Origin of the sequence: Duganella sp. 1224 (assembly GCF_013408245.1) — a bacterium.
Lineage (GTDB): Bacteria > Pseudomonadota > Gammaproteobacteria > Burkholderiales > Burkholderiaceae_D > Rugamonas.
The window spans coordinates 110727-132873 of sequence record NZ_JACBYS010000008.1; the positions used below are offsets into that span (position 1 = coordinate 110727).

At 64.2% G+C, this 22147-nt stretch carries 18 protein-coding genes; 10 read left to right on the top strand and 8 right to left on the bottom strand.

Going from position 1 to position 22147, the window contains the following annotated elements; all coding sequences use genetic code 11:
* The first annotated feature begins 8 nt into the window (after window positions 1-8).
* The 4 genes from FHW58_RS24495 to FHW58_RS24510 all read left to right on the top strand — a co-directional run bounded on the left by FHW58_RS24495 (window position 9) and on the right by FHW58_RS24510 (window position 6548).
* Window positions 9-2405 (top strand): TonB-dependent receptor, encoded by a 2397-nt coding sequence (locus FHW58_RS24495; RefSeq protein ID WP_179675797.1) that lies wholly within the window; start codon window positions 9-11, stop codon window positions 2403-2405.
* A 176-nt stretch (window positions 2406-2581) separates the two neighbouring features.
* On the top strand, window positions 2582-4270 hold the full coding sequence (locus tag FHW58_RS24500; RefSeq protein WP_179675798.1) for a bifunctional UDP-sugar hydrolase/5'-nucleotidase: 1689 nt from the start codon (window positions 2582-2584) through the stop codon (window positions 4268-4270).
* The gene (locus FHW58_RS24505) at window positions 4270-5493 is read left to right on the top strand and encodes a phospholipase D-like domain-containing protein (protein WP_179675882.1); all 1224 of its coding nucleotides are present in this window, start codon (window positions 4270-4272) and stop codon (window positions 5491-5493) included. The genes FHW58_RS24500 and FHW58_RS24505 overlap by 1 nt, the downstream gene beginning before the upstream one ends.
* The gene (locus FHW58_RS24510; RefSeq protein ID WP_179675799.1) at window positions 5490-6548 is read left to right on the top strand and encodes a S1/P1 nuclease; all 1059 of its coding nucleotides are present in this window, start codon (window positions 5490-5492) and stop codon (window positions 6546-6548) included. Before FHW58_RS24505 ends, FHW58_RS24510 begins: the two co-directional genes overlap by 4 nt.
* Before the next feature lie 73 nt (window positions 6549-6621).
* Here FHW58_RS24510 and FHW58_RS24515 read toward each other — a convergent pair whose 3' ends face one another.
* Complete coding sequence (locus tag FHW58_RS24515) at window positions 6622-7536, bottom strand: ABC transporter substrate-binding protein (RefSeq protein ID WP_229265482.1); 915 nt, start codon at window positions 7534-7536, stop codon at window positions 6622-6624.
* Between the two features lie 64 nt (window positions 7537-7600).
* Between FHW58_RS24515 and FHW58_RS24520 the strand changes: the two genes are divergently transcribed.
* Complete coding sequence (locus FHW58_RS24520) at window positions 7601-7966, top strand: cytochrome c family protein (RefSeq protein ID WP_179675800.1); 366 nt, start codon at window positions 7601-7603, stop codon at window positions 7964-7966.
* Window positions 7967-8086: 120 nt separating this feature from the next.
* Here the strand turns inward: FHW58_RS24520 and FHW58_RS24525 are convergent, their stop codons facing one another.
* The 4 genes from FHW58_RS24525 to FHW58_RS24540 form a co-directional block, all read right to left on the bottom strand.
* On the bottom strand, window positions 8087-9058 hold the full coding sequence (locus FHW58_RS24525) for an ABC transporter permease (RefSeq protein ID WP_179675801.1): 972 nt from the start codon (window positions 9056-9058) through the stop codon (window positions 8087-8089).
* Window positions 9059-9065: 7 nt separating this feature from the next.
* Entirely contained in the window at window positions 9066-10100 is a 1035-nt protein-coding gene (locus FHW58_RS24530) for an ABC transporter permease (RefSeq protein WP_218892871.1), read from the bottom strand.
* A 35-nt stretch (window positions 10101-10135) separates the two neighbouring features.
* Window positions 10136-11674: an ABC transporter ATP-binding protein gene (locus tag FHW58_RS24535; protein WP_179675802.1), complete on the bottom strand. Its 1539-nt coding sequence runs from the start codon at window positions 11672-11674 to the stop codon at window positions 10136-10138.
* Window positions 11675-11750: 76 nt separating this feature from the next.
* Complete coding sequence (locus FHW58_RS24540) at window positions 11751-12746, bottom strand: BMP family protein (protein WP_179675803.1); 996 nt, start codon at window positions 12744-12746, stop codon at window positions 11751-11753.
* 460 nt (window positions 12747-13206) lie between these two features.
* On the opposite strand from FHW58_RS24540, the gene FHW58_RS24545 reads away from it, so the two are divergent.
* The 4 genes from FHW58_RS24545 (at window position 13207) to pcp (ending at window position 18008) form a co-directional block, all read left to right on the top strand.
* Window positions 13207-15528, top strand: a complete 2322-nt coding sequence (locus FHW58_RS24545; RefSeq protein ID WP_179675804.1) for a TonB-dependent receptor — start codon at window positions 13207-13209, stop codon at window positions 15526-15528.
* Between the two features lie 157 nt (window positions 15529-15685).
* Window positions 15686-16363, top strand: coding sequence for a DUF969 domain-containing protein (locus FHW58_RS24550; protein WP_179675805.1), 678 nt, complete (start codon window positions 15686-15688; stop codon window positions 16361-16363).
* Entirely contained in the window at window positions 16360-17316 is a 957-nt protein-coding gene (locus FHW58_RS24555) for a DUF979 domain-containing protein (protein ID WP_179675806.1), read from the top strand. Before FHW58_RS24550 ends, FHW58_RS24555 begins: the two co-directional genes overlap by 4 nt.
* Before the next feature lie 41 nt (window positions 17317-17357).
* Window positions 17358-18008 carry a pyroglutamyl-peptidase I gene (gene pcp, locus FHW58_RS24560; protein ID WP_179675807.1) on the top strand — a complete coding sequence of 217 codons (651 nt, stop codon included), beginning with the start codon at window positions 17358-17360 and terminating at the stop codon, window positions 18006-18008.
* A 67-nt stretch (window positions 18009-18075) separates the two neighbouring features.
* Here pcp and FHW58_RS24565 read toward each other — a convergent pair whose 3' ends face one another.
* Genes FHW58_RS24565 through FHW58_RS24575 form a run of 3 tightly spaced genes read right to left on the bottom strand, consistent with a single transcriptional unit; the run spans window position 18076 to window position 21060 of the window.
* On the bottom strand, window positions 18076-18984 hold the full coding sequence (locus tag FHW58_RS24565; protein ID WP_179675808.1) for a LysR family transcriptional regulator: 909 nt from the start codon (window positions 18982-18984) through the stop codon (window positions 18076-18078).
* Window positions 18985-19013: 29 nt separating this feature from the next.
* Window positions 19014-19925, bottom strand: a complete 912-nt coding sequence (locus FHW58_RS24570) for a pseudouridine-5'-phosphate glycosidase (protein WP_179675809.1) — start codon at window positions 19923-19925, stop codon at window positions 19014-19016.
* A 4-nt stretch (window positions 19926-19929) separates the two neighbouring features.
* Window positions 19930-21060, bottom strand: coding sequence for a carbohydrate kinase (locus FHW58_RS24575; RefSeq protein WP_179675810.1), 1131 nt, complete (start codon window positions 21058-21060; stop codon window positions 19930-19932).
* 206 nt (window positions 21061-21266) lie between these two features.
* On the opposite strand from FHW58_RS24575, the gene xapA reads away from it, so the two are divergent.
* Window positions 21267-22106 carry a xanthosine phosphorylase gene (gene xapA / locus FHW58_RS24580; protein WP_179675811.1) on the top strand — a complete coding sequence of 280 codons (840 nt, stop codon included), beginning with the start codon at window positions 21267-21269 and terminating at the stop codon, window positions 22104-22106.
* Window positions 22107-22147 lie beyond the last annotated feature (41 nt).

Genomic DNA, 22147 nt, shown 5'->3' on the forward strand with positions numbered 1-22147 from the left:
GGTTTTGAATGCAATCCAAACAATCTCCGGTCTTGCGCTTGAGCGTCATCGCCGTAGCGGCTCACCTGACTGCCCTGGCAGCCGGCGCCGCGTTTGCTCAGGAGACGACCGAGCAAACCGCTGCCAAGCCAGGCAAGGCCGAGGTGGTCATCACCGGTAAAAAACTGGGTATGGGCCTGATGGTAACGGAAGACGCGCCAAAAGCACGTTCGACCATTACCGCTGAAGAATTGGAAAAGCAGCGTCCTACCGGCAATGCTTATCAAGCGCTGGAAATGCTGCCAGCAGTGAACAGCTACAACTACGACGCCACCGGCCTGTTCGGCGGCGGCCTGACCCTGCGCGGCTTCAACTCCGACCAGATCGGCGCCACCATCAACGGCGTGCCAGTCAACGACTCCGGTAACTTCGCGGTGTACCCACAAGAGTACGTGGACCAGGAAAACACCTGCTCGGAATTCGTGACCCAGGGCTCGACCGACGTCGACTCGCCGCAAGTGGGCGCCACCGGCGGTAACTTCGGCATCACCACCTGCGCACCAGAGAAAACCCGCCGCGTCCGCGCCATGCAGACCTTCGGCCAGCTGAACATGCGCAAGTCCTTCGTGCGCTACGACACCGGCGCCATGCTGGATGGTAAGTTCACCGCCTTCATCTCGGGTTCGCACGCTGAATCCGACAAGTGGAAGGGCAAGGGCGGCGCCGACCGTAACCACATCGACTTCGGTGCGAACTACGACTGGGACCGCTTCAACTACATCCACGCGACCATCCTGTACAACAAGGCGGTCAACAACAATATCTACAACCCGACCCTGAGCGAACTGAAAGCCAACGGCTACTACTTCGACTACGCCGACACCTTCAAGGGCCACCTGACCCCGGTCAAGGGCACCGCGCAGACCGAAACCACCCAGTCGCCGGTCGCTTACTACGGCCTGTCGGTCAACCCGTTCAAGAACATCATCGCGTCGGCGGTCAGCAAGTTCCGCCTGAGCGAGAACCTGGACGTGGCCTTCACCCCGTACATGTGGTACGGCTTCGGCAATGGCGGCACGCAGCAGCGCGCCCAGTCGGAAAAAGGCTTCTACAACCCGGCCACCGGCAAGCGCGATCAGACCGTTGACCTGAACGGCGACGGCGACACCCTGGACACCGTGCTGGTGGCCAGCGCCAGCGTGACCCGCACCGTGCGTCCGGGCGCCAACCTGGCCTTCATCTACACCACCGACAACCACGAAATCAAGACCGGCGTGTGGTGGGAGCGTGCGCGTCACGAGCAGACCGGCCCGATGCTGGCGCTGACCAACGACGGCAACCGCGCCGATATCTGGCTGCAGGATGGCCAGATCCTGCGTCCGGACGGCCACCCGGCCAACGCCCGCGACTGGATCTCGATCTCGACCGCCTACCAGGCCTTCGCCCAGGACACCATCAGCCTGATGGACGACAAGGTCAAGATCAACATTGGCGTGCGCACCCCGTACATCAAGCGTGACTTCACCAACTTCGGCGACGAGAACAACACCGTCAAGCCATTCCAGTTCAGCAAGACCTACAACGAAGTGCTGCCACAGCTGGGCGCGCGCTACCGCGTGACCAACGACGACCAGATCTTCGCCTCGGTCGCCAAGAACATGAAGGCGCCGCCGAACTTCATCTTCGGTAACGTTGGTTCGAACGTCGTGGTCGATGCCACCACCCTGAATCCGGTATCGTTCAAGGACACCCAGCCGGAAACCTCGTGGAGCGGCGACCTGGGTTATCGTCACCAGGACAGCAAGTTCATCGCCTCGGTGACCGCGTTCTACACCGACTTCAAGAACAAGCAAGCCAGCTCGTTCGACCCTGAAACCGCGAAGAACACCTACCTGAACATCGGCGCCGAGAAGCACAGCGGCCTGGAAGTGGAACTGGGTAACACCCCGATCAACGGCTGGGCGTTCTACGGCTCGCTGGGCCTGCTGAAGACCGAACTGAAAGACAACCAGTACGGCTTCGCCGGCACCACCCGCGTGCTGCTGCCGACCGCCGGCAAGGATGCGCCGAACGCGCCACGCCGCAAGGCCGGCCTGTCGGTGGAATACCAGGACGGTCCATTCTGGATGCGTGCCAAGGCGCGTGCCACCAGCAAGCAGTACGCTTCGCTGCTGAACGACGAAGTGGCGCCAGGCTACACCGTGTTCGACCTGGATGGTGGTTACACCTTCCCGAACTTCGGCGGTCTGAAGCGTCCTAAGCTGACCTTCAACGTCAGCAACCTGACCAGCAAGCAGTTCCGCAACCCATCGTCGACCACCGTGATCAACGCGCAGTCGTACCAGGGCGTGGCCGCTTCGTCGGTGGCCCGCTACTACATGGCCGCACCGCGCTTCGCGTCGGCGACCCTGTCGGTGGACTTCTAATCGTTCATTGCAAGACGGGTTCCGGCCCGTCTTCCCTGCACGCACAACACCCTATAAGGCCCGTACTTATAGGGTGTTTTTTATTGTTGGACGGCTTTGTAACGTAATATTTTTCGCCGCGCGCAGCGCGCCGGCTGAACGGTACAATGGCCGATTCCTCACACGTACGACTCGCAATGAAAAAATATCTGAGCCTGATGATGATGGCCGCGCTGGCCGGCTGCGCGTGGCGCCAGCCCCCCACGCCGCCCGGCGTGACCGAAGTGCAGCTGGTGGCGCTGAACGATTTTCACGGCAATCTGGAAGCCAGCAAATACGTCTGGGACAGCGCCGCCGGCGGCGGCCAGCGCACCATCCAGGCCGGCGGCATCGACACGCTGGGCGCGGCGCTGCAGGCGTGGCGCAAGCAGGATCCTGAACTGCTGGTGGTCGGCGCCGGCGACCTGATTGGCGCCAGCCCGGCGATTTCGTCGATGTGGGCGGACGAGCCGACCATCGGCGCCATGAATCTGCTCGGCCTGCGCGTGACCTCGGTCGGCAATCACGAATTCGACCAGGGCCGCATCGAGCTGCTGCGCCAGCAGAAGGGCGGCTGCGCCTCGCCGCGCGCGGACAAGGCCTGCAAGTTCGACGGCCCGTACCAGGGCGCGCAGTTCCAGTACCTGGCCGCCAACGTCATCGACATGGCCACCCGCAAGCCGGTGCTGCCGGCGTATAAGATCGAAACCGCGCATGGCGTGAAGATCGCCTTCATCGGCACGGTGCTGCGCGAAACGGCCGAATCGGCGCTGGCCTCCGGCATCGCCGGCCTGGACTTCGTCGACGAGGCGGACGCCATCAACCGCCAGCTGCCGGAGCTGCGCAAGCAAGGCGTGGGCGTGTTCGTGGTGCTGATCCACCAGGGCGGCCGCACCGTCGACAAATTCGACCAGCAGGATTGCGCCAATCTGAAAGGGCCGATCGTGGACGTGGTCAAGCGCCTCGATCCGGCGATCCGCCTGGTCATCAGCGGCCACTCGCACCAGGGCTATCTGTGCAAGGTGGACGGCCGCCTGGTGACGCAGTCCGACATGGGCGGCCACGTGCTGGGCCGCATCAAGCTGTCGGTGGACACCGCGACCAATACCGTGCGCGACGTCAGCGCCAGGCAGGAAGTGATGGTGCCGGGCACGTGGCCGGCCGATCCGGTGCTGAGCGCCTACCTGAAAAAAGCGCGCGAGCAAAGCGCTGCCGCGCTGGCGCGTCCGGTGGCCGCCATCGCCGTGCCGAGCGTGAAGCGCGAGAAGGACCATGTCAACGAATCCGCGCTGGGCGACCTGGTGGCGGACTCCATGCTGGCCGCCGGCCGTCCTTACGGCGCGCAGATCGCGCTGCAGAATCCGGGCGGCATCCGCCAGGATCTGGAGTCCGGCCCGGGCAAGCGCGTGACGCTGGGCCAGGCGATGGCGGTGCTGCCGTTCGGGAATACGCTGGTGGTGATGAATCTGCGCGGCGCGCAGATCGTCGAACTGCTGGAGCAGCAATGGCTGGAGGACCGCGACGCCAAGCGCGGCCTGCTGCAGCTGTCGGAAGGCTTCACCTATCAGTGGGACGCCAGCAAGCCGGAAGGCGGCAAGGTGGTGCCGGGCAGCGTGAAGCTGAACGGCGTCAAGCTGGAGATGGACACCGCGTACCGCGTGGTGACGAACAACTTCCTGGCCGAGGGCGGCGATGGCTTTCCCGGCTTCAGGAACGGCACCAGCCGCGCGCAGACCGGCGTGCGCGATCTGGACGCGCTGACGCAGTATCTGGTCAAGCGCGAGCAGGCGGGCAAACCGGCCGGCGCCGCCGCGCCGCTCAAGCGTTACATACAGAAGGAGCAATGATGCGTCGACTTTTACTTTCCGCGCTGGTGGCCGCCAGCGTGCTGGCGGCGCCGGCGCATGCGGAGTTTTCCATTCCCGGCTATGAGCTGGTGCAGACCGCGCCGGTGGAAACGCCGCTGCACAGCGATGATCTGCGCAATCCGGCGCAGGTGTGGAGCGAGCTGTTTGACAACGCCCGGCAGGGCATCGATATCGGCCAGTTCTACGCGGTGATCAAGCCGGGCAGCGTGTTCGACAAGGTGGTCGAACATCTGGAGGCTGCCGGCAAGCGTGGCGTCAAGATCCGCTTCCTGCTGGACCAGAAGGGCGTGGGCCTGTCGGAGCAGCCGACCATCGAGCGCCTGAAGGCGATTCCGAATCTGGAGTTCCGTGTGCTGGACTTTAACAAGCTGACCGGCAACGGCATCATCCATGCCAAGTATCTGGTGGTGGATGGCGCCACCGCCTACATCGGCAGCCAGAATTTCGACTGGCGCTCGTTTGAGCACATCCACGAAACCGGCTTGCGCATCACCGATCCGAAAGTGGTCGGCCAGGTGCAGGCGATCTTCAACCAGGATTGGCAGGCGCAGGCGCTGATCTCGCAGGGCAAGAGCGCGCCGGTGCTGAATGCCAGCGCTGCCGCGCCGGATATTCATCAGCCGACCTTCCTGCTGTCCAGCCCACAGCAATACAACCCTGCTGGCGTTGGCAATTCCGAGGCCGGCCTGCCGGCGCTGCTGGCGGAGGCCAAGAGCGAAGTGCGCATCCAGCTGCTGGACTACGCGCCGCTGAGCTACGGCCCGAAAGGCACGCGGCCGTACTACGCGGTGATCGACAACGCCGTGCGTTCGGCGGCCAACCGTGGCGTCAAAATCAAGCTGATGGTCTCCAACTGGAACCTCGAAAATCCGGCGCAGGCTTACCTGAAAAGCCTGGCGATCTTGCCGAACGTGGAGATCCGCGTGGTGACGCTGCCGGTGGCCTCGACCGGCTTCATTCCGTTTGCCCGCGTCATCCACAGCAAGACCATGGTGATCGATAACCAGGTTGCCTGGGTCGGCACCAGCAACTGGAGCGGCGGCTATATGGACTTGTCGCGCAACCTGGAAGTGGTGATGCGCAACGAGAAAATGGCGCAGCGCCTGGCGGCGCTGCATGAGCAGACCTGGTCGTCGGCGTACGCGCAGCCGCTCGACATCAACAAACAATATCCCAAGCCAGCGAAAGGCAGTCCCGAATGAACAAGCTTGCATGCATCCTGGCGCTGAGCGGCGCCTTCGTTTCCTTCAACGCCCACGCCTGGGGCAATGACGGCCACCGCGCGGTCGGCGCCATCGCCGATCAGCTGATCAAGGGCAGCAACGCCGAGAAGCAGGTGCAGGCCTTGCTGCTGCCGGGCGAGAGCCTGGCCAAGGTGGCGTCGTGGGCCGACTGCGTGAAGGGCACCTACTGCGGCCCGCAGACGGAGGAAATGGTGGCCTACACCACCGCCAATCCAAAGCACAGCGAGTACCACTACACCGACGTGCCGTTCCAGCTGTCGCACTATGAGGACCACGGCGTCGGCACCACCGACCACGATATCGTGCAGACGCTGAAGCAGTGCATCGCGGTGCTACAAGGGAAGGGCGACGCCACCACCAATCCGCACAACTTCACGCCGCGCCAGGCCTTGCTGATGCTGACCCACCTGAGCGGCGACATCGCGCAGCCGCTGCATGTGGGCGAGGGCTATGTCGGCAAGCATGGCGGCTTCGTGGTGCCGACGCAAAAGCAGCTGGATGACAAGGAGGCGTTTGCCACGCAGGGCGGCAATAACCTGCTGCTGGACGACATCAAGCTGACGGCGAAGAGTTCGGAGCTGATTCCGGCGGCGCCGGCGGATGACAGCAAGCCGGCCACGCCGCCGCGCGCGCCGCAGACCACGCGCGCCTTCCACTCGTACTGGGACACGACGGTGGTCAACTATGCGTTCCGCCGTATCGGCGCGCGCAACCCGGAGCAGTTTGCGCAAATGGTCATCGCCGGCGAGCCGGTGGTGGCGCCGAACAGCGGCGACCCGGTGACGTGGCCGTACCAGTGGGCCGATCAGACGCTGGTGGTGGCCAAGCTGGCCTATGCAGACGTGGTGCCGGGAGCGATGGCGCAGCAGACTAGCCGCAATGGCGAGGTGTATAACGTGTGGCCGCTGGCGATTCCGGACAACTATCCGGTGCCGTCGTCGGCGGCGGCGAAAGCGCAGCTGATCCAGGGCGGCTACCACCTGGCGGCGGTGCTGAAGGCCATCTGGCCGTAACCCCCGGCCGTGGGGTCTGACCCCGTACGGGGTCAGACCCCTGTGTCGCCGTGCGGGGTGGCGGCAAGCCGGCTTATTTTCCGGTTTGCGGATTAAACCAAAGCTCGCCCCGCGACAGCGGCGTCTCCGGCGTCAGGTGCGGGTTCTGTATGTGCAGCACCCTGCGCCTGCTCAATCCGCCGGCGCGGATGCTGTCGCCCTTGTACTGCTGGAACAGGGCATTCAGCGATCCATCCTTGATCATCAGTTCCATGCCGTCGCTGATGCGCTGCGCCAGCAGCTTGCCTTCCTCGTCGCGCCGCGTGAAGAAGTACAGCGGCAGCGGATACTGCAGCAGCAAGGTCGGCTCGATCGTCAGCGACGGATACATCGCATGCCGCTCCTTGTACTCGCGTTGCGCCTCGTCGATGCCGCGCGAGAAACCATCGAAACGTCCCGCCGCCAGCATCGCGAACAGGCCCGGATAATTGCTCCCTTCCTCCACCGTCAGCCCGGCGCCGCGCAGTATCGGCACGTCGATCCAGCCCTTTCCCTGGCCGATGCGCAGCGGCGCCAGATCCGCCAGCGAGCGCACCGCCGCAAAGCGCGGCAGGTCGTTCTGGCGCACCAGCAGCATGCGGTAGCCGAGCAGTCCCCGGTCGATCGGCAGGCGCACCGGCAGGAATTGCCGCTCCAGCCCCGGCGAGGTGGCGCGCGCAAAGACGTTGACGCGGCCGCCCGGCGTCAGCATCTCCTGCGTCACCCGCTGCGCCGACATGGCTTGCGTCGACTGCTTCATTTCAAACGGCCCGTAACCGGGCTCGGTCTTTTGCAGCGCCACGCGCAGCACCGCCCAGTCGTAGTCGTAGCGGCTGTCGGTGTCGTCGTCGATGCTGGTCAGCGGGTACACCACGTGCATGGCGGCGTTGCACATGCCGGCGGAAAGCCCCAAGACCATCAACAGCAGGTAGCTGGCGGCGCGATTGACGGGTGGTGGGAAGAGCTTCATTCCCGCAGTGTGCCATCCCCTCGCGGCAGCGGCAAGTAGCGCGGCGCGGGTGCATAATAGGGCCATGAAACGATTTATTCTGATGATCCTGCTGCACGCAATTCCGTTCACGCTGGCCCATGCGGCCGGGGATCCCAAGCGTGGCGAGGTGCTGTTCCAGCGCTGCGCGTCCTGCCACGCGGTGGGGCCGTACGCGAGCGCCGGCTATGGGCCGCAGTTGAACCGCATCGTTGGCCGGCGTTCGGCGTCGACCACGGACTACAGGTATTCCGAGGCGATGAAGAAATCGGGACTGGTGTGGAACGAGAAGAACCTGGCCGCGTTCCTGCGGGCGCCGCATGACGTGGTGCCGGGCACCAGCATGCGCTTCTGGGGGATCAAGGATGAACAGCAGGTCGCCGACCTGCTGTCCTATCTGAAAACGCTATAAACCGGGCGCGGTGCCGTCAAGTTGGCGTCTGATGTGTCATTCCGGCGCAGCCCGGAATCCATAGGCAGCATGCCACGCGGGCGTTCCATGGGTTCCGGCCTGCGCCGGAACGACGGGTTTTTAGCGGGATTTCACGAACGGCGTGCCGAGCGCTTTCGGCGCCACCGACTTGGCCATCAGGCCGGCCAGCACGATCACGGTCAGCACGTACGGCACCATCTGGATCATGGCGCCCGGCAGGCGGCCGACCACCGGCAACTCCACGCCTTCGATCTGGATCTGTACCGCGCCGAAGAAGCCGAACATCAGGCAGCCGAGGAAGGTGTGCAGCGGACGCCAGTTACCGAACACCATGGCGGTCAGCGCCAGGTAGCCGGCGCCGGCCGACATGTCGCGCAGGAAGAAGCCACTCTGCACGATCGACAGGTAGGCGCCCGAGAACGAGCACAGGAAGCCGGCGATCAGCATGGCGAAGTAGCGCTGGCGCTCGACGCTGACGCCGGCGGCATCGGCGGCGTGCGGGTTCTCGCCGCAGGCGCGCAGGCGCAGGCCGAAGCGGCTGTGGTACACCACCCAGTGCACGATCGGCACCAGCGCAAACGCCAGGTAGACCAGCACCGAGTGGCCGCCGATCAGGTGGGCGTAGAACCAGCCGAGGAAGGGGATGTTCTCCACGGCGGCGGAGCCGGGCAGCACCACGTCGAACAGGCGCGCCGAGCCCAGGTCCGGCGTGCGGCCGCCCTGCTGGAAGAAGTACTGCGCCACCACGAAGGTCAGGCCGCTCATGGCGATGTTGATGGCAATGCCGGCCACCAGCTGGTTGCCTTTCTGGGTGATGGCGATGTAGGCCTGCAGGCTGGCCAGCAGCATCGACACCACGATGCCGGCCATCACGCCGTACCAAGGGTTCTGCGTGGTGAAGCCGACCGCCGCCGACACGAAGGCCGAGGCCAGGATCTTGCCTTCCAGGCCGATGTCGATCACGCCCGAGCGCTCGGCGAACAGGCCGGCCATGCCGGCGAAAATCAGCACCGGCGCGTTGCGCACGGTGGATACCAGGATACTGCCGATATGGAGGTCGTCAAAAGTCATATCGTTCTCACTTCTTCAGTTTGAGCATTTTGGCGATGGCCGGGCCGTACAGGTTTTCCATCGCGCCGCAGAACAGGATGATCAGGCCCTGCACCAGGATCACCATCTCTGGCGGGATGTTCTGCTTTTCCAGTGACAGGTCGAAGCCGCCCTGCGTCAGCGCGCCAAACAGCACCGCCGACAGGAAGATGCCGACCGGGTGCTGGCGGCCCATCAGCGCGATGGCGATGCCGATGAAGCCCGCGCCGCCAACGAAGTTCAGCGACAGGTAGTGGGTCGAGCCCATGATGGAATTGACCGAGCCCAGGCCGGCCAGCGCGCCCGAAATCAGCATGACGATGATGATCATCTTGCTGATGCGGATGCCTGCGTAGTGGGCGGCGTGCTTGTTCAGGCCCGTGGCGCGCACCTTGTAGCCCCAGGCGGAGCGCGACATCACCACGCCGTAGATCACCAGCGCGATGATCGCCAGGAAGAAGCTGATGTTGAGCGGCGTCTCGCCCAGGATCGGGAACCACTGGTTCAGGCGCGGCATCTCGGCGGCGGCGGCAAACGCGCGGCTGGCCGGATTCTGCTCGCCCGGCGGCACCAGCTTGACGATGATGGTGTTCATCAGCGCGCCGGCGATGTAGTTGAACATGATGGTGGTGACCACCACGTGGCTGCCGCGCTTGGCTTGCAGGTAGCCGGGCACGAAGGCCCACAGCGCGCCAAACAGCGCGGCGCCGATCATGCCGACCGGGATCAGCAGGATGGCCGGCAGCGAGCTGTCGAAGGTCAGCATGGCCAGCGTCAGGCCCAGGCCCGCGAAGTACATCTGGCCCTCGGCGCCGATGTTGAACAGGCCCGCTTCCATGGCGATCGACACCGCCAGGCCGGTGAAGATGAAGGTCGAGGCGTAGAACAGCGTGTAGCTCAGGCCTTCCGGATTGACCACGGCGCTGTTGACCAGGATGGCCAGCGATTCGGTCGGGCTCTCGCCCAGCAGATGGATCACCAGTGCCGTCACCAGCAGCGCCGACAGCAGGTTCAGAAGGGGCATTACAAAGCCGGTTGCCCAGCGTGGCAAGTCTTTATTCATGATTTGTGCATCCCGCCCATCAGCAGGCCGATACGGGTGGTGTCGAATTCTTCAATTTTCAGTTCGCCGGTGATGCGGCCGCCGCACATGACCAGGATGCGGTCCGCCAGCGCGCGCACTTCCTCCAGCTCCACGGAGACCAGCAGGATCGCCACGCCTTCGTCGCGCAGCTTGAGCAGCTGGGTGTGAATGCTCTCGATGGTGCCGATGTCGACGCCGCGGGTCGGCTGGCCGACCAGCATCAGCTTCGGCTGCGCCAGCACTTCGCGCGCGATCACCACCTTCTGCTGGTTGCCGCCGGAGAGCAGGCCGATACGCAGGTCGTGGTTGTTGGGGCGGACGTCGAAGTCTTTCATCAGCGCCGCGCAGCGGGCGGCGATGGCCTTGAAGTTGAGCAGGCCCCACTTGTTTTTCAGCTTGTCCTGGTAACCGAGGATGGTGTTGTGCATGACCGAGAAGGCCTTGACCACGCCATCGCGCAGGCGGTCTTCCGGCACGTGGGCGATGCCCAGTTCGCGGAAGGTGCGCGGCAGGCCGTCCGGATCGGTGCGGCCGTGTGTCGATCGACCCGGCAGGTCCTTGCCGAGGAATTCCAGCTTGCCGGACGTCGGCAGGCGCATGCCGGACAGGATTTCCATCAACTCGCTCTGGCCGTTGCCGGACACGCCGGCCACCGCGACGATCTCGCCGGCGCGCAGCGTGAAGCCGATGTCGGCCAGCAGCTTGACGCCCTGGTCGTCCAGCAGTTGCAGGTTCTCGACCTGCAGCACCGGCGCGCCGGGATTGTAGGGCGCGCGCGGCAGGTTATTTTCGATCGGGCGGCCGACCATCATGTTGGCCAGGTCTTCCTTGGTGGTGCCGGCGGTCGGCACGGCGCCGATCACGCGGCCGGCGCGCATCACCGTCACGGTGTCGGTGATGTCGAGGATTTCCTGCAGCTTGTGGGTGATCAGGATGATGGTCTTGCCCTGTTCCTTGAACAGGCGCAGGATCTCGAACAGCGACTCGGTCTCCTGCGCGGTCAGCACGGCGGTCGGCTCGTCGAGGATCAGGATGCTGGCGCTGCGGTAGATCTGCTTGAGGATCTCGACGCGCTGCTGGGCGCCCACCGACAAATCGTGGATGGTGGCCAGCGGATCGACTTCCAGGCGGTAGCGGGCGCAGATGTCGCGCAGCTCCTGCTCGACGCGGGCGCGGTTCTTGTTCAGCTTGAAGCCGCCCTCGCTGCCCAGCATCACGTTATCCAGCACGGTCATGTTCTCGACCAGCATGAAGTGCTGGTGCACCATGCCGATGCCGAGCGCAATCGCCTCCTGGCTGGTGTGGATGCGGCGCGCCTGGCCATCCAGCAGGATCTCCCCGCCGTCGGCGCGGTAGTATCCGTACAGGATGCTCATCAGGGTCGATTTGCCGGCGCCGTTCTCGCCCACCAGGCCATGGATGGACCCCTTGGCGATGGCGAAGCTGACGTCCGTGTTCGCTTTGACCGCTCCGAAGTGCTTGGAGATGCCGCGAAATTCTACTGCTGGCTGCATAGGATCGTTTTTAGATTAAGTAAAACGCGCCGCGCGGGGCACATCCCCGGCGGCGCGTTCAATGTTCAAACAGATTTTAGACCGGGCAGGCCGCGCCCGAACGGATGTCGATGACCTTGACCTTGCCATCGATAATATCCTTGCGCGCGCCCATCACGCGCTTCTCGATGTCCGGCGTGATCAGCTTGCGGTTGTTCTCGTCCAGCGCCCAGTCGACGCCGCCTTCCTTCAGGCCCTTGGCGGTGACGCCGGCCTTCCAGGTGCCGTTCTTCATCTGCATGAAGGAATCGTACACGGCATTGTCGACGCGCTTGACCATCGAGGTCAGGATCGCGCCAGGGTACAGGCTGTTCTGGTTGGAGTCGACGCCGATCGCCAGCTTGCCTTTTTCCTTGGCGGTTTGCAGCGTGCCCAGGCCCGAACCGCCGGCCACGGCGAACACCACGTCGACGCCGCGGTCGAACTGCGAGCGTGCCAGCTCGCCGCCCTTGGCCGGATTGTTCCACGAGTCGGAGGTAGTGCCGACCATATTGGACACCACTTCCACTTTCGGGCTGACGGCCTTGGCGCCCTGCGTGTAGCCGCAGGCGAAGGTGCGGATCAGCGGGATGTCGACACCGCCGATGAAGCCCAGCTTCTTGGACTTGGAGGCCATGGCGGCGGCCACGCCCACCAGGTAGGAACCTTCTTCTTCCTTGAACGTGATGGAGTTGACGTTGGCGCCTTGCGCCACGCCGTCGATCAGCACGAAGTGGACTTTCGGGAATTCTTTGGCGACCTTCTGCACGGCCGCCTGCTGGGCGAAGCCGATCGAGGCGATCAGGTCGAGGTTCTTGCGGGCGAGGCCGCGCAGCACCTGTTCAGCCTGGGTGTCGCTGGAGGCTTGCACCTCGATGAAATTGATGTTGGTCTCTTTTTTGAAGCGCGTGGCGCCTTCGAAAGCGGACTGATTGAACGACTTGTCGAACTTGCCGCCTGCGTCATACACGATGCCCAGCTTAGGGTCTGCCGCGGACGCGCTGGCAGCGACACACAGTGCTGCAACCGTCAAACTAAGTTGTGAAAGTTTCATGAATAGGCTCCTGGAAGAACGGTATTGTATATTTTTATTGGCCGGTAGATGCAAAACCCGGCCGTTTTATTCCTCTAAATCCCTGATTTCACGCGTTAAGTGCTAGCAACTTGCTAAAAGCTTGTCAGATTGGCAGTGCCACGCGACCATGTCGCACTGCAGCAACAGTGACCGCCAAATTAAATATTTTTGTATTGTTGCTTTTTTGTCCGATTGGACAAAACCGCGCCCCGCCGGCGCTGCCCGCGTTTCATAGGGAAGGCGGCTGTTTGCCTGGCATGGCGGGCCATTCCCCACTATGCATCAGCGCCGATCTGTACGGCAAATTCGATTTTTCTTTGTTATTTATATAAATAAGATATGAATCAAGTCCTACAAAAGATGCGTTTCCAGCATTTTTTTCCGTGCTAGCATGTTTGGTAATTAACAAATACCACAACTAAATTAGGGAGTTGGACACATGAGCAAACAGGGTTTCGCAGTGCGATCGTTGATCGCCCTGGCCGTCGCCGGCGCTTTCCCGCTGCAATCGGCCCTGGCCACCGAGGGAGCGGCAGCCGCTGAGGGACAGGACACGCCGGCCGCCAGCGCGCCTGCCGCCAATCAGCTGGAAACGGTGATCGTGACCGCGCAGCGCCGCGCGGAAAACATCAAGGACGTGCCGATGTCGATCGCCTCGATCAAGGGCGACAAGCTGGACGTGCTGACCTCGGGCGCCGCCGACATCCGCTTCCTGGCCGGCCGTTCGCCGTCGGTCAACGTGGAATCGGACTATGGCCGCACCTTCCCGCGCTTCTACATCCGCGGCCTGGGCAATACCGACTTCGACCTCAACGCCTCGCAGCCGGTTGGCTACGTGATGGACGACATCGTGCAGGAAAACGCCATGCTGAAGGGCTTCCCGGTGTTCGACGTCGACCAGGTCGAGGTGCTGCGCGGACCGCAGGGCACGCTGTTCGGCCGTAACTCGCCGGCCGGCGTGATCAAGTTCGACTCGGCCAAGCCGGTATTCAAGACCGAAGGCTACCTGACCCTGGGCGTGGGCAACTACAGCGCCAAGAACGCCGAAGGCGTGTTCAATATCCCGGTCAGCGACACCGTGGCGCTGCGCTTCTCCGGCACCAGCCAGCACCGCGACGACCGCGTGCACAACACCAACCCGACCCCGGGCAAGGGCACGCAGGACTTCGAAGGCTACCGCGACAACGCCTTCCGCCTGCAGGCGCTGGTGCGTCCGACCAAGGACTTCGACGCGCTGTTCAACTACCATGAGCGCGACTACCACGGCACCGCCACCCTGTTCCGCGCCAACATCATCAAGAAGGGCACCAACGACCTGGTCGACGGCTTCGACTACGGCTCTTATCCGAGCGACGGCATCAACTACCAGATCCTGAAAAACAAAGGCGGCAGCATCCGCCTGAAGTACAACCTGGACGACATCACGCTGCACTCGATTACCGGCTACGAGACGCTGAAGTTCAACAGCCGCGCCGACGTGGACGGCGGCTACGGCGCGGTGTACGCGCCACCGTACGGCCCGGGCTACATCCCGTTCGCGGTGGAAACCGCCGACCTGCTGCCCAACCACAAGCAGTTCACCCAGGAGTTCCGCGCCGAGTCCAACTACAAGGGCCCGCTGCAGTGGATCGGCGGCCTGTTCTTCTTCGACGAGAACATCCAGATCGACTCGATCGCCTTTGACACCTTCTCGCCGGGCAACCCGCAAGTGGCGCCGTACTCGGTGCAGTACCAGAAGGCCAAGTCGTGGGCGGCGTTCGGCACGCTGAACTACACCGTCAGCGACCAGTTCAAGGTGCGTGGCGGCCTGCGCTACACCAACGACAAGAAGGACTTCTCGGCGTCGCGCATCGACTACCCGGCCGGCTCCACCACGCTGACCACCGCCACCACCGACCTGCACGATACCTCGCACAACCTGAGCTGGGACCTGAGCGGCACGTACGAGCTGGACAAGAACACCAACCTGTTCGCCCGCGTGGCGACCGGCTACCGCGCGCCATCGATGCAGGGCCGGTTGAGCGCGCTGACCGACAAGCCATCCAAGGCCGGCGCCGAGAAGGCGCTGTCGTATGAAGCCGGCATCAAGCAGGACCTGTTCGACAAGCGTGCGCGCCTGAGCGCGTCGGTGTTCCAGTACCGCGTCAAGGACAAGCAGCTGACCGCCGGCAGCGGCTCGGTCAACATGAACCAGCTGATCAACGCCGACAAGGTGACCGGCCAGGGCGTCGAGCTGGACCTGCAGGCCAACCTGGGCTACGGCTTCAGCAGCACGCTGGGCTACAGCTACAACGACACCGAGATCAAGGACTCCAAGCTGTTCGTGCAGTATTGCGGCAACTACGGCAACAACCCGACCCACGCCAGCGGCTGCACCCCGACCAATCCGGCCGGTCCGTTCGCCGGCACCTCGCTGATCAACGGCAATCCGCTGCCGCGCGCGCCGAAGAACCAGTTGAACTTCACGCTGAAGTACAGCACCGAGATCGGCAACGGTGAGTTCTACGCCTACACCGACTGGACCTACCGCAGCAGCTACAACTTCTTCCTGTACGAAGCGCCGGAGTACAAGGCCAAGCCGCTGACCGAAGGCGGTCTGCGCCTGGGCTACAAGTGGGGCGACGGCAAGTATGAAGTGGCAGCGTTTGGCCGCAACATCACCGACAAGCGCGTGATCCTGGGCGCCATCGACTTCGACAACCTGACCGGCATGCTGAACGAGCCGCGCACCTGGGGCGCGACGTTCAAGTACAACTTCTAAGCCGTCGGGCTGACCCTGAAACCCCGCACTCCGCAAGGCGTGCGGGGTTTTTTTTGACCCGCACCCCCGGCCCCTGGGGTCTGACCCCGTACGGGGTCAGACCCCTTTCGGCGCATTGCGGGGTAAGATGCGGCGATTCATCCGCCGAGGAGTTTTTATGGTTAATTTATGGCCGCTGCTGGGCGTGGCCGTCATCATCGCCGGCTTTGCGCTGCGCGCCCATCCCGTCCTGGTGGTGATCGCCGCCTGTTTCGTCACCGGCTTCGCCGCCGCCATGCCGCTCGACCAGCTGCTGGCCACACTGGGCACGGCCTTCGTCAAGACCCGCAACCTGCCGATGATCCTGCTGCTGCCGATCGCCGCCATCGGCCTGCTGGAACGGCATGGCTTGAAGGAGCACGCGCAGGCGTCGATCGCCCGCATCAAGTCCGCCACCACCGGCCGCCTGCTGATCGTCTACCTGGCCATCCGCGAACTGGCGGCTGCCTTCGGCCTGACCAGCATCGGCGGCCATCCGAACATGGTGCGGCCGCTGATCGCGCCGATGGCGGAGGGCGCGGCCGAGGTGCGCTATCCGAACGTGACCATGGAGATGCGCTACCGCATCCGCGCCATGGCCGCCGCCACCGACAACGTCGGCCTGTTCTTCGGCGAGGACGTGTTCGTCGCCTTCGGCGCGATTGTGCTGATGCAGACCATCCTGCGCGGCGAAGGGCTGGAAGTCGATCCGCTGCACATGGCGCTGTGGGGCATCCCCACCGCCATCTGCGCCTTCATCATCCACGCTTGGCGCCTGTACCGGCTGGACCGCCACCTGGCGCGGAGCGCGGCATGATCCTCAAGCTGGACTACTTCTATTACGTGCTCGGCGCCATGCTGTTGATGGTGGCGTGGATGGCGCTGCGCGACCGCCACAATCCCCGGCGCTACAGCAGCGCCTTGTTCTGGGCCTTGTATGCGGCGATCTACCTGGCCGGCGACGTGCTGCCGCCGGTGGCGGCTGGCCTGATGATGGTGACGATGGCGCTGATCGCCGGCTTTGGTGGCGTTACGCTGGGCCGCTACGGCGAGCGCACGCCGGAAGCGCGGCGCGACAGCGCCCGCCGCCTGGGCCACAAGCTGCTGATCCCCGCGCTGCTGATCCCCATCACCACGGTGATCGGCTCGACGCTGTTCAAGGACGTCAAGTGGGACGGCCTGTTCCTGCTCGACCCGAAAAACATCACGCTGGTCAGTCTTGGTTGCGGCTCGCTGTTCGCGGTGGCCACCGCCTGCTGGCTGACGCGCTCCACGCCTTTGCAGGCGATGCGCGAATCGCGCCGGCTGATCGACCACCTGGGCTGGGCGGTGGTGCTGCCGCACATGCTGGCGGTGCTTGGCCTGCTGTTCACCGATGCCGGCATGGGCAAGGCGGTGGCACACGTGGTCACGTCCTACATCAATATGGACGTGCGGCTGGTGGCGGTGGCCGTGTACTGCGTCGGCATGGCGCTGTTCACCATCATCATGGGCAATGGCTTCGCGGCGTTTCCGGTGATGGCGGGCGGCGTCGGCATTCCGGTGCTGGTCGGCGTCTACCACGCCAATCCGGCGGTGATGGCGGCAATCGGCATGTTCAGTGCCTACTGCGGCACCCTGATGACGCCGATGGCGGCCAATTTCAACATCGTGCCGGCGGCCTTGCTGGAGCTGCCGGACAAAAACGCGGTGGTCAAAATGCAGGTGCCGACCGCGTTGCCACTATTGTTAGTGAATGTAGCATTGCTTTATTTTTTGATGAATCTGTGAGAGGCTACCGGGTTAGATAGTGGCGTCACGGAGCAGTCGAGATGAAAAAGATAATATTGTTAACGGGCTTTGAGCCGTTTAACAAGGAGACCATCAACCCCTCGTGGGAAGCGGTGCGTCAGCTGGACGGCTGGCACGAGGGCGAGTTTGTGGTCCATGCGCGGCAGCTGCCGTGCGTGTTCGGGCGCGCGCTGAAGGCGGTACACCAGGCGGTGGAGGAGCTGCAACCGAGTATCGTCATCTCGGTCGGCCAGGCCGGCGGGCGGGTGGATATTTCGGTGGAGCGCGTCGCCATCAACGTTGACGATGCGCCGTATGCGGATAACCAGCAGCGGCAGCCGGTCGACCAGCCGATCGTCAACGGCGGCCCGGCGGCGTATTTTTCAACCTTGCCGATCAAGGCGATTGTGCACGAGTTGCGCGAGGCGGGGGTGCCGGCATCGGTATCGCAATCGGCCGGCACGTTCGTGTGCAACCACGTGTTCTATGGCCTGATGCACCAGGCGCACGAGTGGGGCACGACCATGCGCGCCGGCTTCATTCACATCCCGTATCTGCCGGAGCAGGCCGCGCGCCATCCCGGCGCCGCCAGCATGAAGCTGGAAGACGTGGTGGAAGGCCTGCGCATCGCCGTGCGCACCACGCTGGCCCACACGGTCGACCTGCGCGAAGCAGGCGGCCTGACGCATTAACCGGACCGGCCAACGCCGCGATCCTGAACCTCAAGGTCAGCAGATCGGGGTCTGACCCCGTACGGGGTCAGACCCCAGGCTGTGAGGGGTTCAGAATATTCAAAAACGCCCGCACCACCGGCGCATCGTCCTGCGTGGTATAGGTAATATACAGATTCGCCGACGGCGGATTGGTCCGGATCGGCACAAACACCACCCCCGGCCAGCCGATGCGGCTGGTGGTTTCCGGCATCAGCGCCACGCCCAGTCCCGCGCCCACCATGGCCAGCAGCGTTTGCGGCTCGGTGGCCTCCTGCGCGATGGTCGGCTGGAAGCCGGCCTGCACGCAGCACTGCATCAGGTAGCGCGGGAACGACGACTTGTCGAGCGCCAGCGTCAGCATCGGCTCCTGTGCGATGTCGATCAGTTCTATCGCTTCCTGCTTGGCCAGCGGGTGATGTTCGTTGATGGCCACGCACACGTCTTCGCGGAAGCACAATTCCTGGCGCAGGTTGTCGCTCTTCAGCACATCGTCATCCAGCCGCGGCTCGCGCCAGAAGCCGACGTCCACTTGCTTGGCGCGCAGCGCTTCGTATTGCAGTGTGGGGCCCATTTCGTGCAGCGTCCACGTCACGCGCGGGAACTTGGTCTGGAATTCTTCCAGCAGGCTGGGGATCGGGCCCCACATCGCCGAGCCGACGATGCCGACGCGCAGCCGTCCCACTTCGCCGCGGTCGATCTGGCGGATGGTGTCGATGGTCATGCGCATGCGGGCCAGCAGGTCGGCCGCTTCGTTCATCAGCGCCTTGCCGGCCACGGTCAGTTCAAACGTGCGCGTGGTGCGGGCGAACAGCTTGACACCCAGTTCGCTCTCCAGCTTCATGATCTGCTGGCTGAGCGGCGGCTGCGAGATGTGCAGGCGCTCCGCCGCGCGGCTGAAACTTTTTTCTTCGGCGACGGCGAGGAAGTACTTGAGTTGTTTCAGATCGATGGACATGGCTGGCCTCGAAAGTTAGCCCCTGGTGGTCAGGTGTGCTGCATGGCCACCGCCAGCGCGGCGCCGCAGCGGGCGTTGTTCTTCACCAGCGCGATGTTGGTGGCCAGGCTGCGGCCCTCGGTCAGCGCCTTGATGCGCGCCAGCAGGAACGGCGTGACGTTCTTGCCGCTGATGCCTTGCTGATCCGCCTCGCCCAAGGCCTGTTCGGTGATGCGGTCGATCTCCTCCTTCGGCATTGCCGCCGCCGCCGGTACCGGATTGCTGACCACCACGCCACCCTTCAGGCCCAGCGCCCACTTGGTGTGGATGAAGGCCGCCTGCTCGGCCGGCGTGTCCAGCTGGAAGTCGGCATTGAAGCCGCTCTCGCGGGTAAAGAACGCCGGGAAGCCACGCTGGCCGACGCTGACCACCGGCACGCCATGCGTCTCCAGGTATTCCAGCGTCAGGCCGATGTCCAGGATCGACTTCACGCCGGCGCACACCACCGCCACCGAGGTCTGCGCCAGCTCCTGCAAATCGGCCGAGATGTCGAAACTGGTTTCAGCGCCGCGGTGCACGCCGCCGATGCCGCCGGTGACGAACACCTGGATGCCGGCCAGCTCGGCGCAGATCATGGTCGCGGCCACGGTGGTCGCGCCAAGCTTGTTCTGCGCCAGGACAAACGGCAAATCGCGGCGGCTGACCTTGATCGCGTCGGTGGCAGTGCCCAGCATTTCCAGCTGCTCGTCCGACAGGCCGATGCAGATTTTGCCGCCGATGATGGCGATGGTGGCCGGCACGGCGCCGCCGTCGCGGATGATCTGTTCCACCTCGCGCGCCATCTGCACGTTTTGCGGATACGGCATGCCGTGCGAGATGATGGTCGATTCCAGCGCGACGATCGGCGTGCCGGCGGCGCGGGCTGCGGCCACTTCCGGCGAGAACAACAGGTATTGGTGCATGGTCTTATCCTTTACTGGGGAAGAGCGGGGCGCTCAAGTCAAAATCGTGTATCTCGTCGAGGACGTCGGCGGCCAGCACCGGCGATACCGTCTCCGGGCTTTCCAGTGTCATGGCGGCCACCTTCAGGCCGCGGCGGCAAGCCAGCGTCAGGTCGCCGCTGCCCTGGTACAGCGACCAGCAGACGGCGGCCGAGAAGGCATCGCCGGCGCCGGTCACGTCCACCACGTCCACCTGGTGCGCAGCCAGCCAAACCAGCTCGCCGCCGCGCGTGTGGTACACGCCCTGGCCGCCGCAGGTGACGATGACGTCGCGCGCGCCTTGCGCGCACACCTCGTTGCAGGCGGCGCGCACGTCGGCCTCGGTCGGCAGCGCGCGGCCGACGCGGGTTTCCAGCTCGCCGCGGTTCAGGATCAGCAGGCGCAGGCCGCCCAGGTCCGCCGGCAGCCGGGCCATCTTCGGCTGCGAGACGGCGATGATCACCAGCGGCACGTTGTCGGTGCGCGCGCTGTCCAGCAGCGCGGTGATGCTGTCGGCGGGCAGGTTCAGATCGGCCACGGTCATGGCGGCCGCCGCGCGCTGCGGCAGGCGGCTGGCCAGGAACTCGGGCGTGAGGCGGTCGTACAGCGCCATGTCGGCCAGCGCCACCACCAGCTCGCCCTTGTCGTCGAGGATGGCGGTGTAGGTGCCGGTGGCGGCGTCCTGGAGCTTCAGGCTGCCGCGCGTGTCGATGCCGGCCGCCTCGGCGTGGTCCTGCAGGTTGCGGCCGGCGCCGTCGTCGCCCAAAGCGGTCAGCAGCGCCACCGGCAGATTCAGCCGCGCCAGGTTTTCGGCGATGTTGCGCGCCACGCCGCCGTACACCTCTTCGGCGGTGGCGGGATTGGAGGTGCCCAGCTGCATGGCCTCGATGGTGCGCAGCTTGCGATCCAGGTTGGCGGCGCCGATGCACATCACCGGCCGTTTATCGGGCAGCACGTAGGCGCGGCCGAGCAGGCGGCGTTCGCGGATCAGGCCGGCGATGTGCCCGGCCACGGCGGAGCGTGACAGGCGCAGCTCCACCGCCAGATCCTGCTGGGAGATGAAGGGGTTGGCGCGGATCAGCTGGTAGAGCTGTTCCTTTTTCGAAGAATCGGTCATGGGGCTTCCAAACAGTTGTTCGCAATCGTAAACATTTGTCTTGATTGCGTCAACGGCGCGCAGCGGCTCGGTTTGTCGTGGTTTATAATACTCCTCATTTATATCATCTTTATATAAATAGCTAAGAAAAATGGTATTTGCCATACATATGCACGATGATGCATAGTGTCAGCTTCCCCAGCCATATCAAAAATTCGAGGATTTCCATGTCTAATAACTTCCCATTCCAGGCAGCCGACATCATTCGCGCCCGTCTCCCACAAGGTTTCAAGCCGCGCGTGGCGATGATCCTCGGTTCCGGCCTGGGCGTGCTGGCGGAACAAATGACCGACGCGGTCACCATCGGCTACGATGAACTGCCGGGCTTCCCGATCTCCACCGTGCACGGCCACGCCGGCGAGCTGGTGATCGGCACGCTGTCAGGCGTGCAGGTGGTGTGCATGAAGGGTCGCGGCCACGTCTACGAAGGCTACGGCCTGGGCGTGATGACCAGCGCCGTGCGCACCATGAAGCTGCTGGGCTGCGAAATGCTGTTCGTGACCAACGCCGCCGGTTCGCTGCGCACCGAGGTGGACGCCGGTTCGCTGGTGGCGCTGACCGACCATATCAACTTCCTGCCGGGCACGCCGATGATCGGCGCCAACGACGAGCGCTTCGGCCCGCGCTTCTTCAGCATGGCCAACGCCTACGACGCCGAGCTGCGCGCGCTGCTGCATGCCTCGGCCAAGGAGAAGAACGTGACGCTGCATGAAGGCGTGTACATCGCCTACGCCGGTCCTAACTTTGAAACGCCTGCGGAAATCCGCGCGTTCAAGACGCTGGGCGCGGACGTGGTGGGCATGTCGGTGGTGCCGGAAGTGGTGTCGGCCCGTCATTGCGGCCTGAAGGTGGTGGGCGTGTCGGCGATTACCAATCTGGCGGAAGGGCTGTCGCCGTTCCCGCTGTCGCATGAGCAGACCTTGAAATACGCGGCGGTGGCGGCGACCTCGCTGGTGGAAGTGATTCTGGGCTTCCTGGGCAACGTGGCCAAGACGCCGCAAGCGTAACCCGGGTGAGGCGGGGTCAGACCCCGTACGGGGTCTGACCC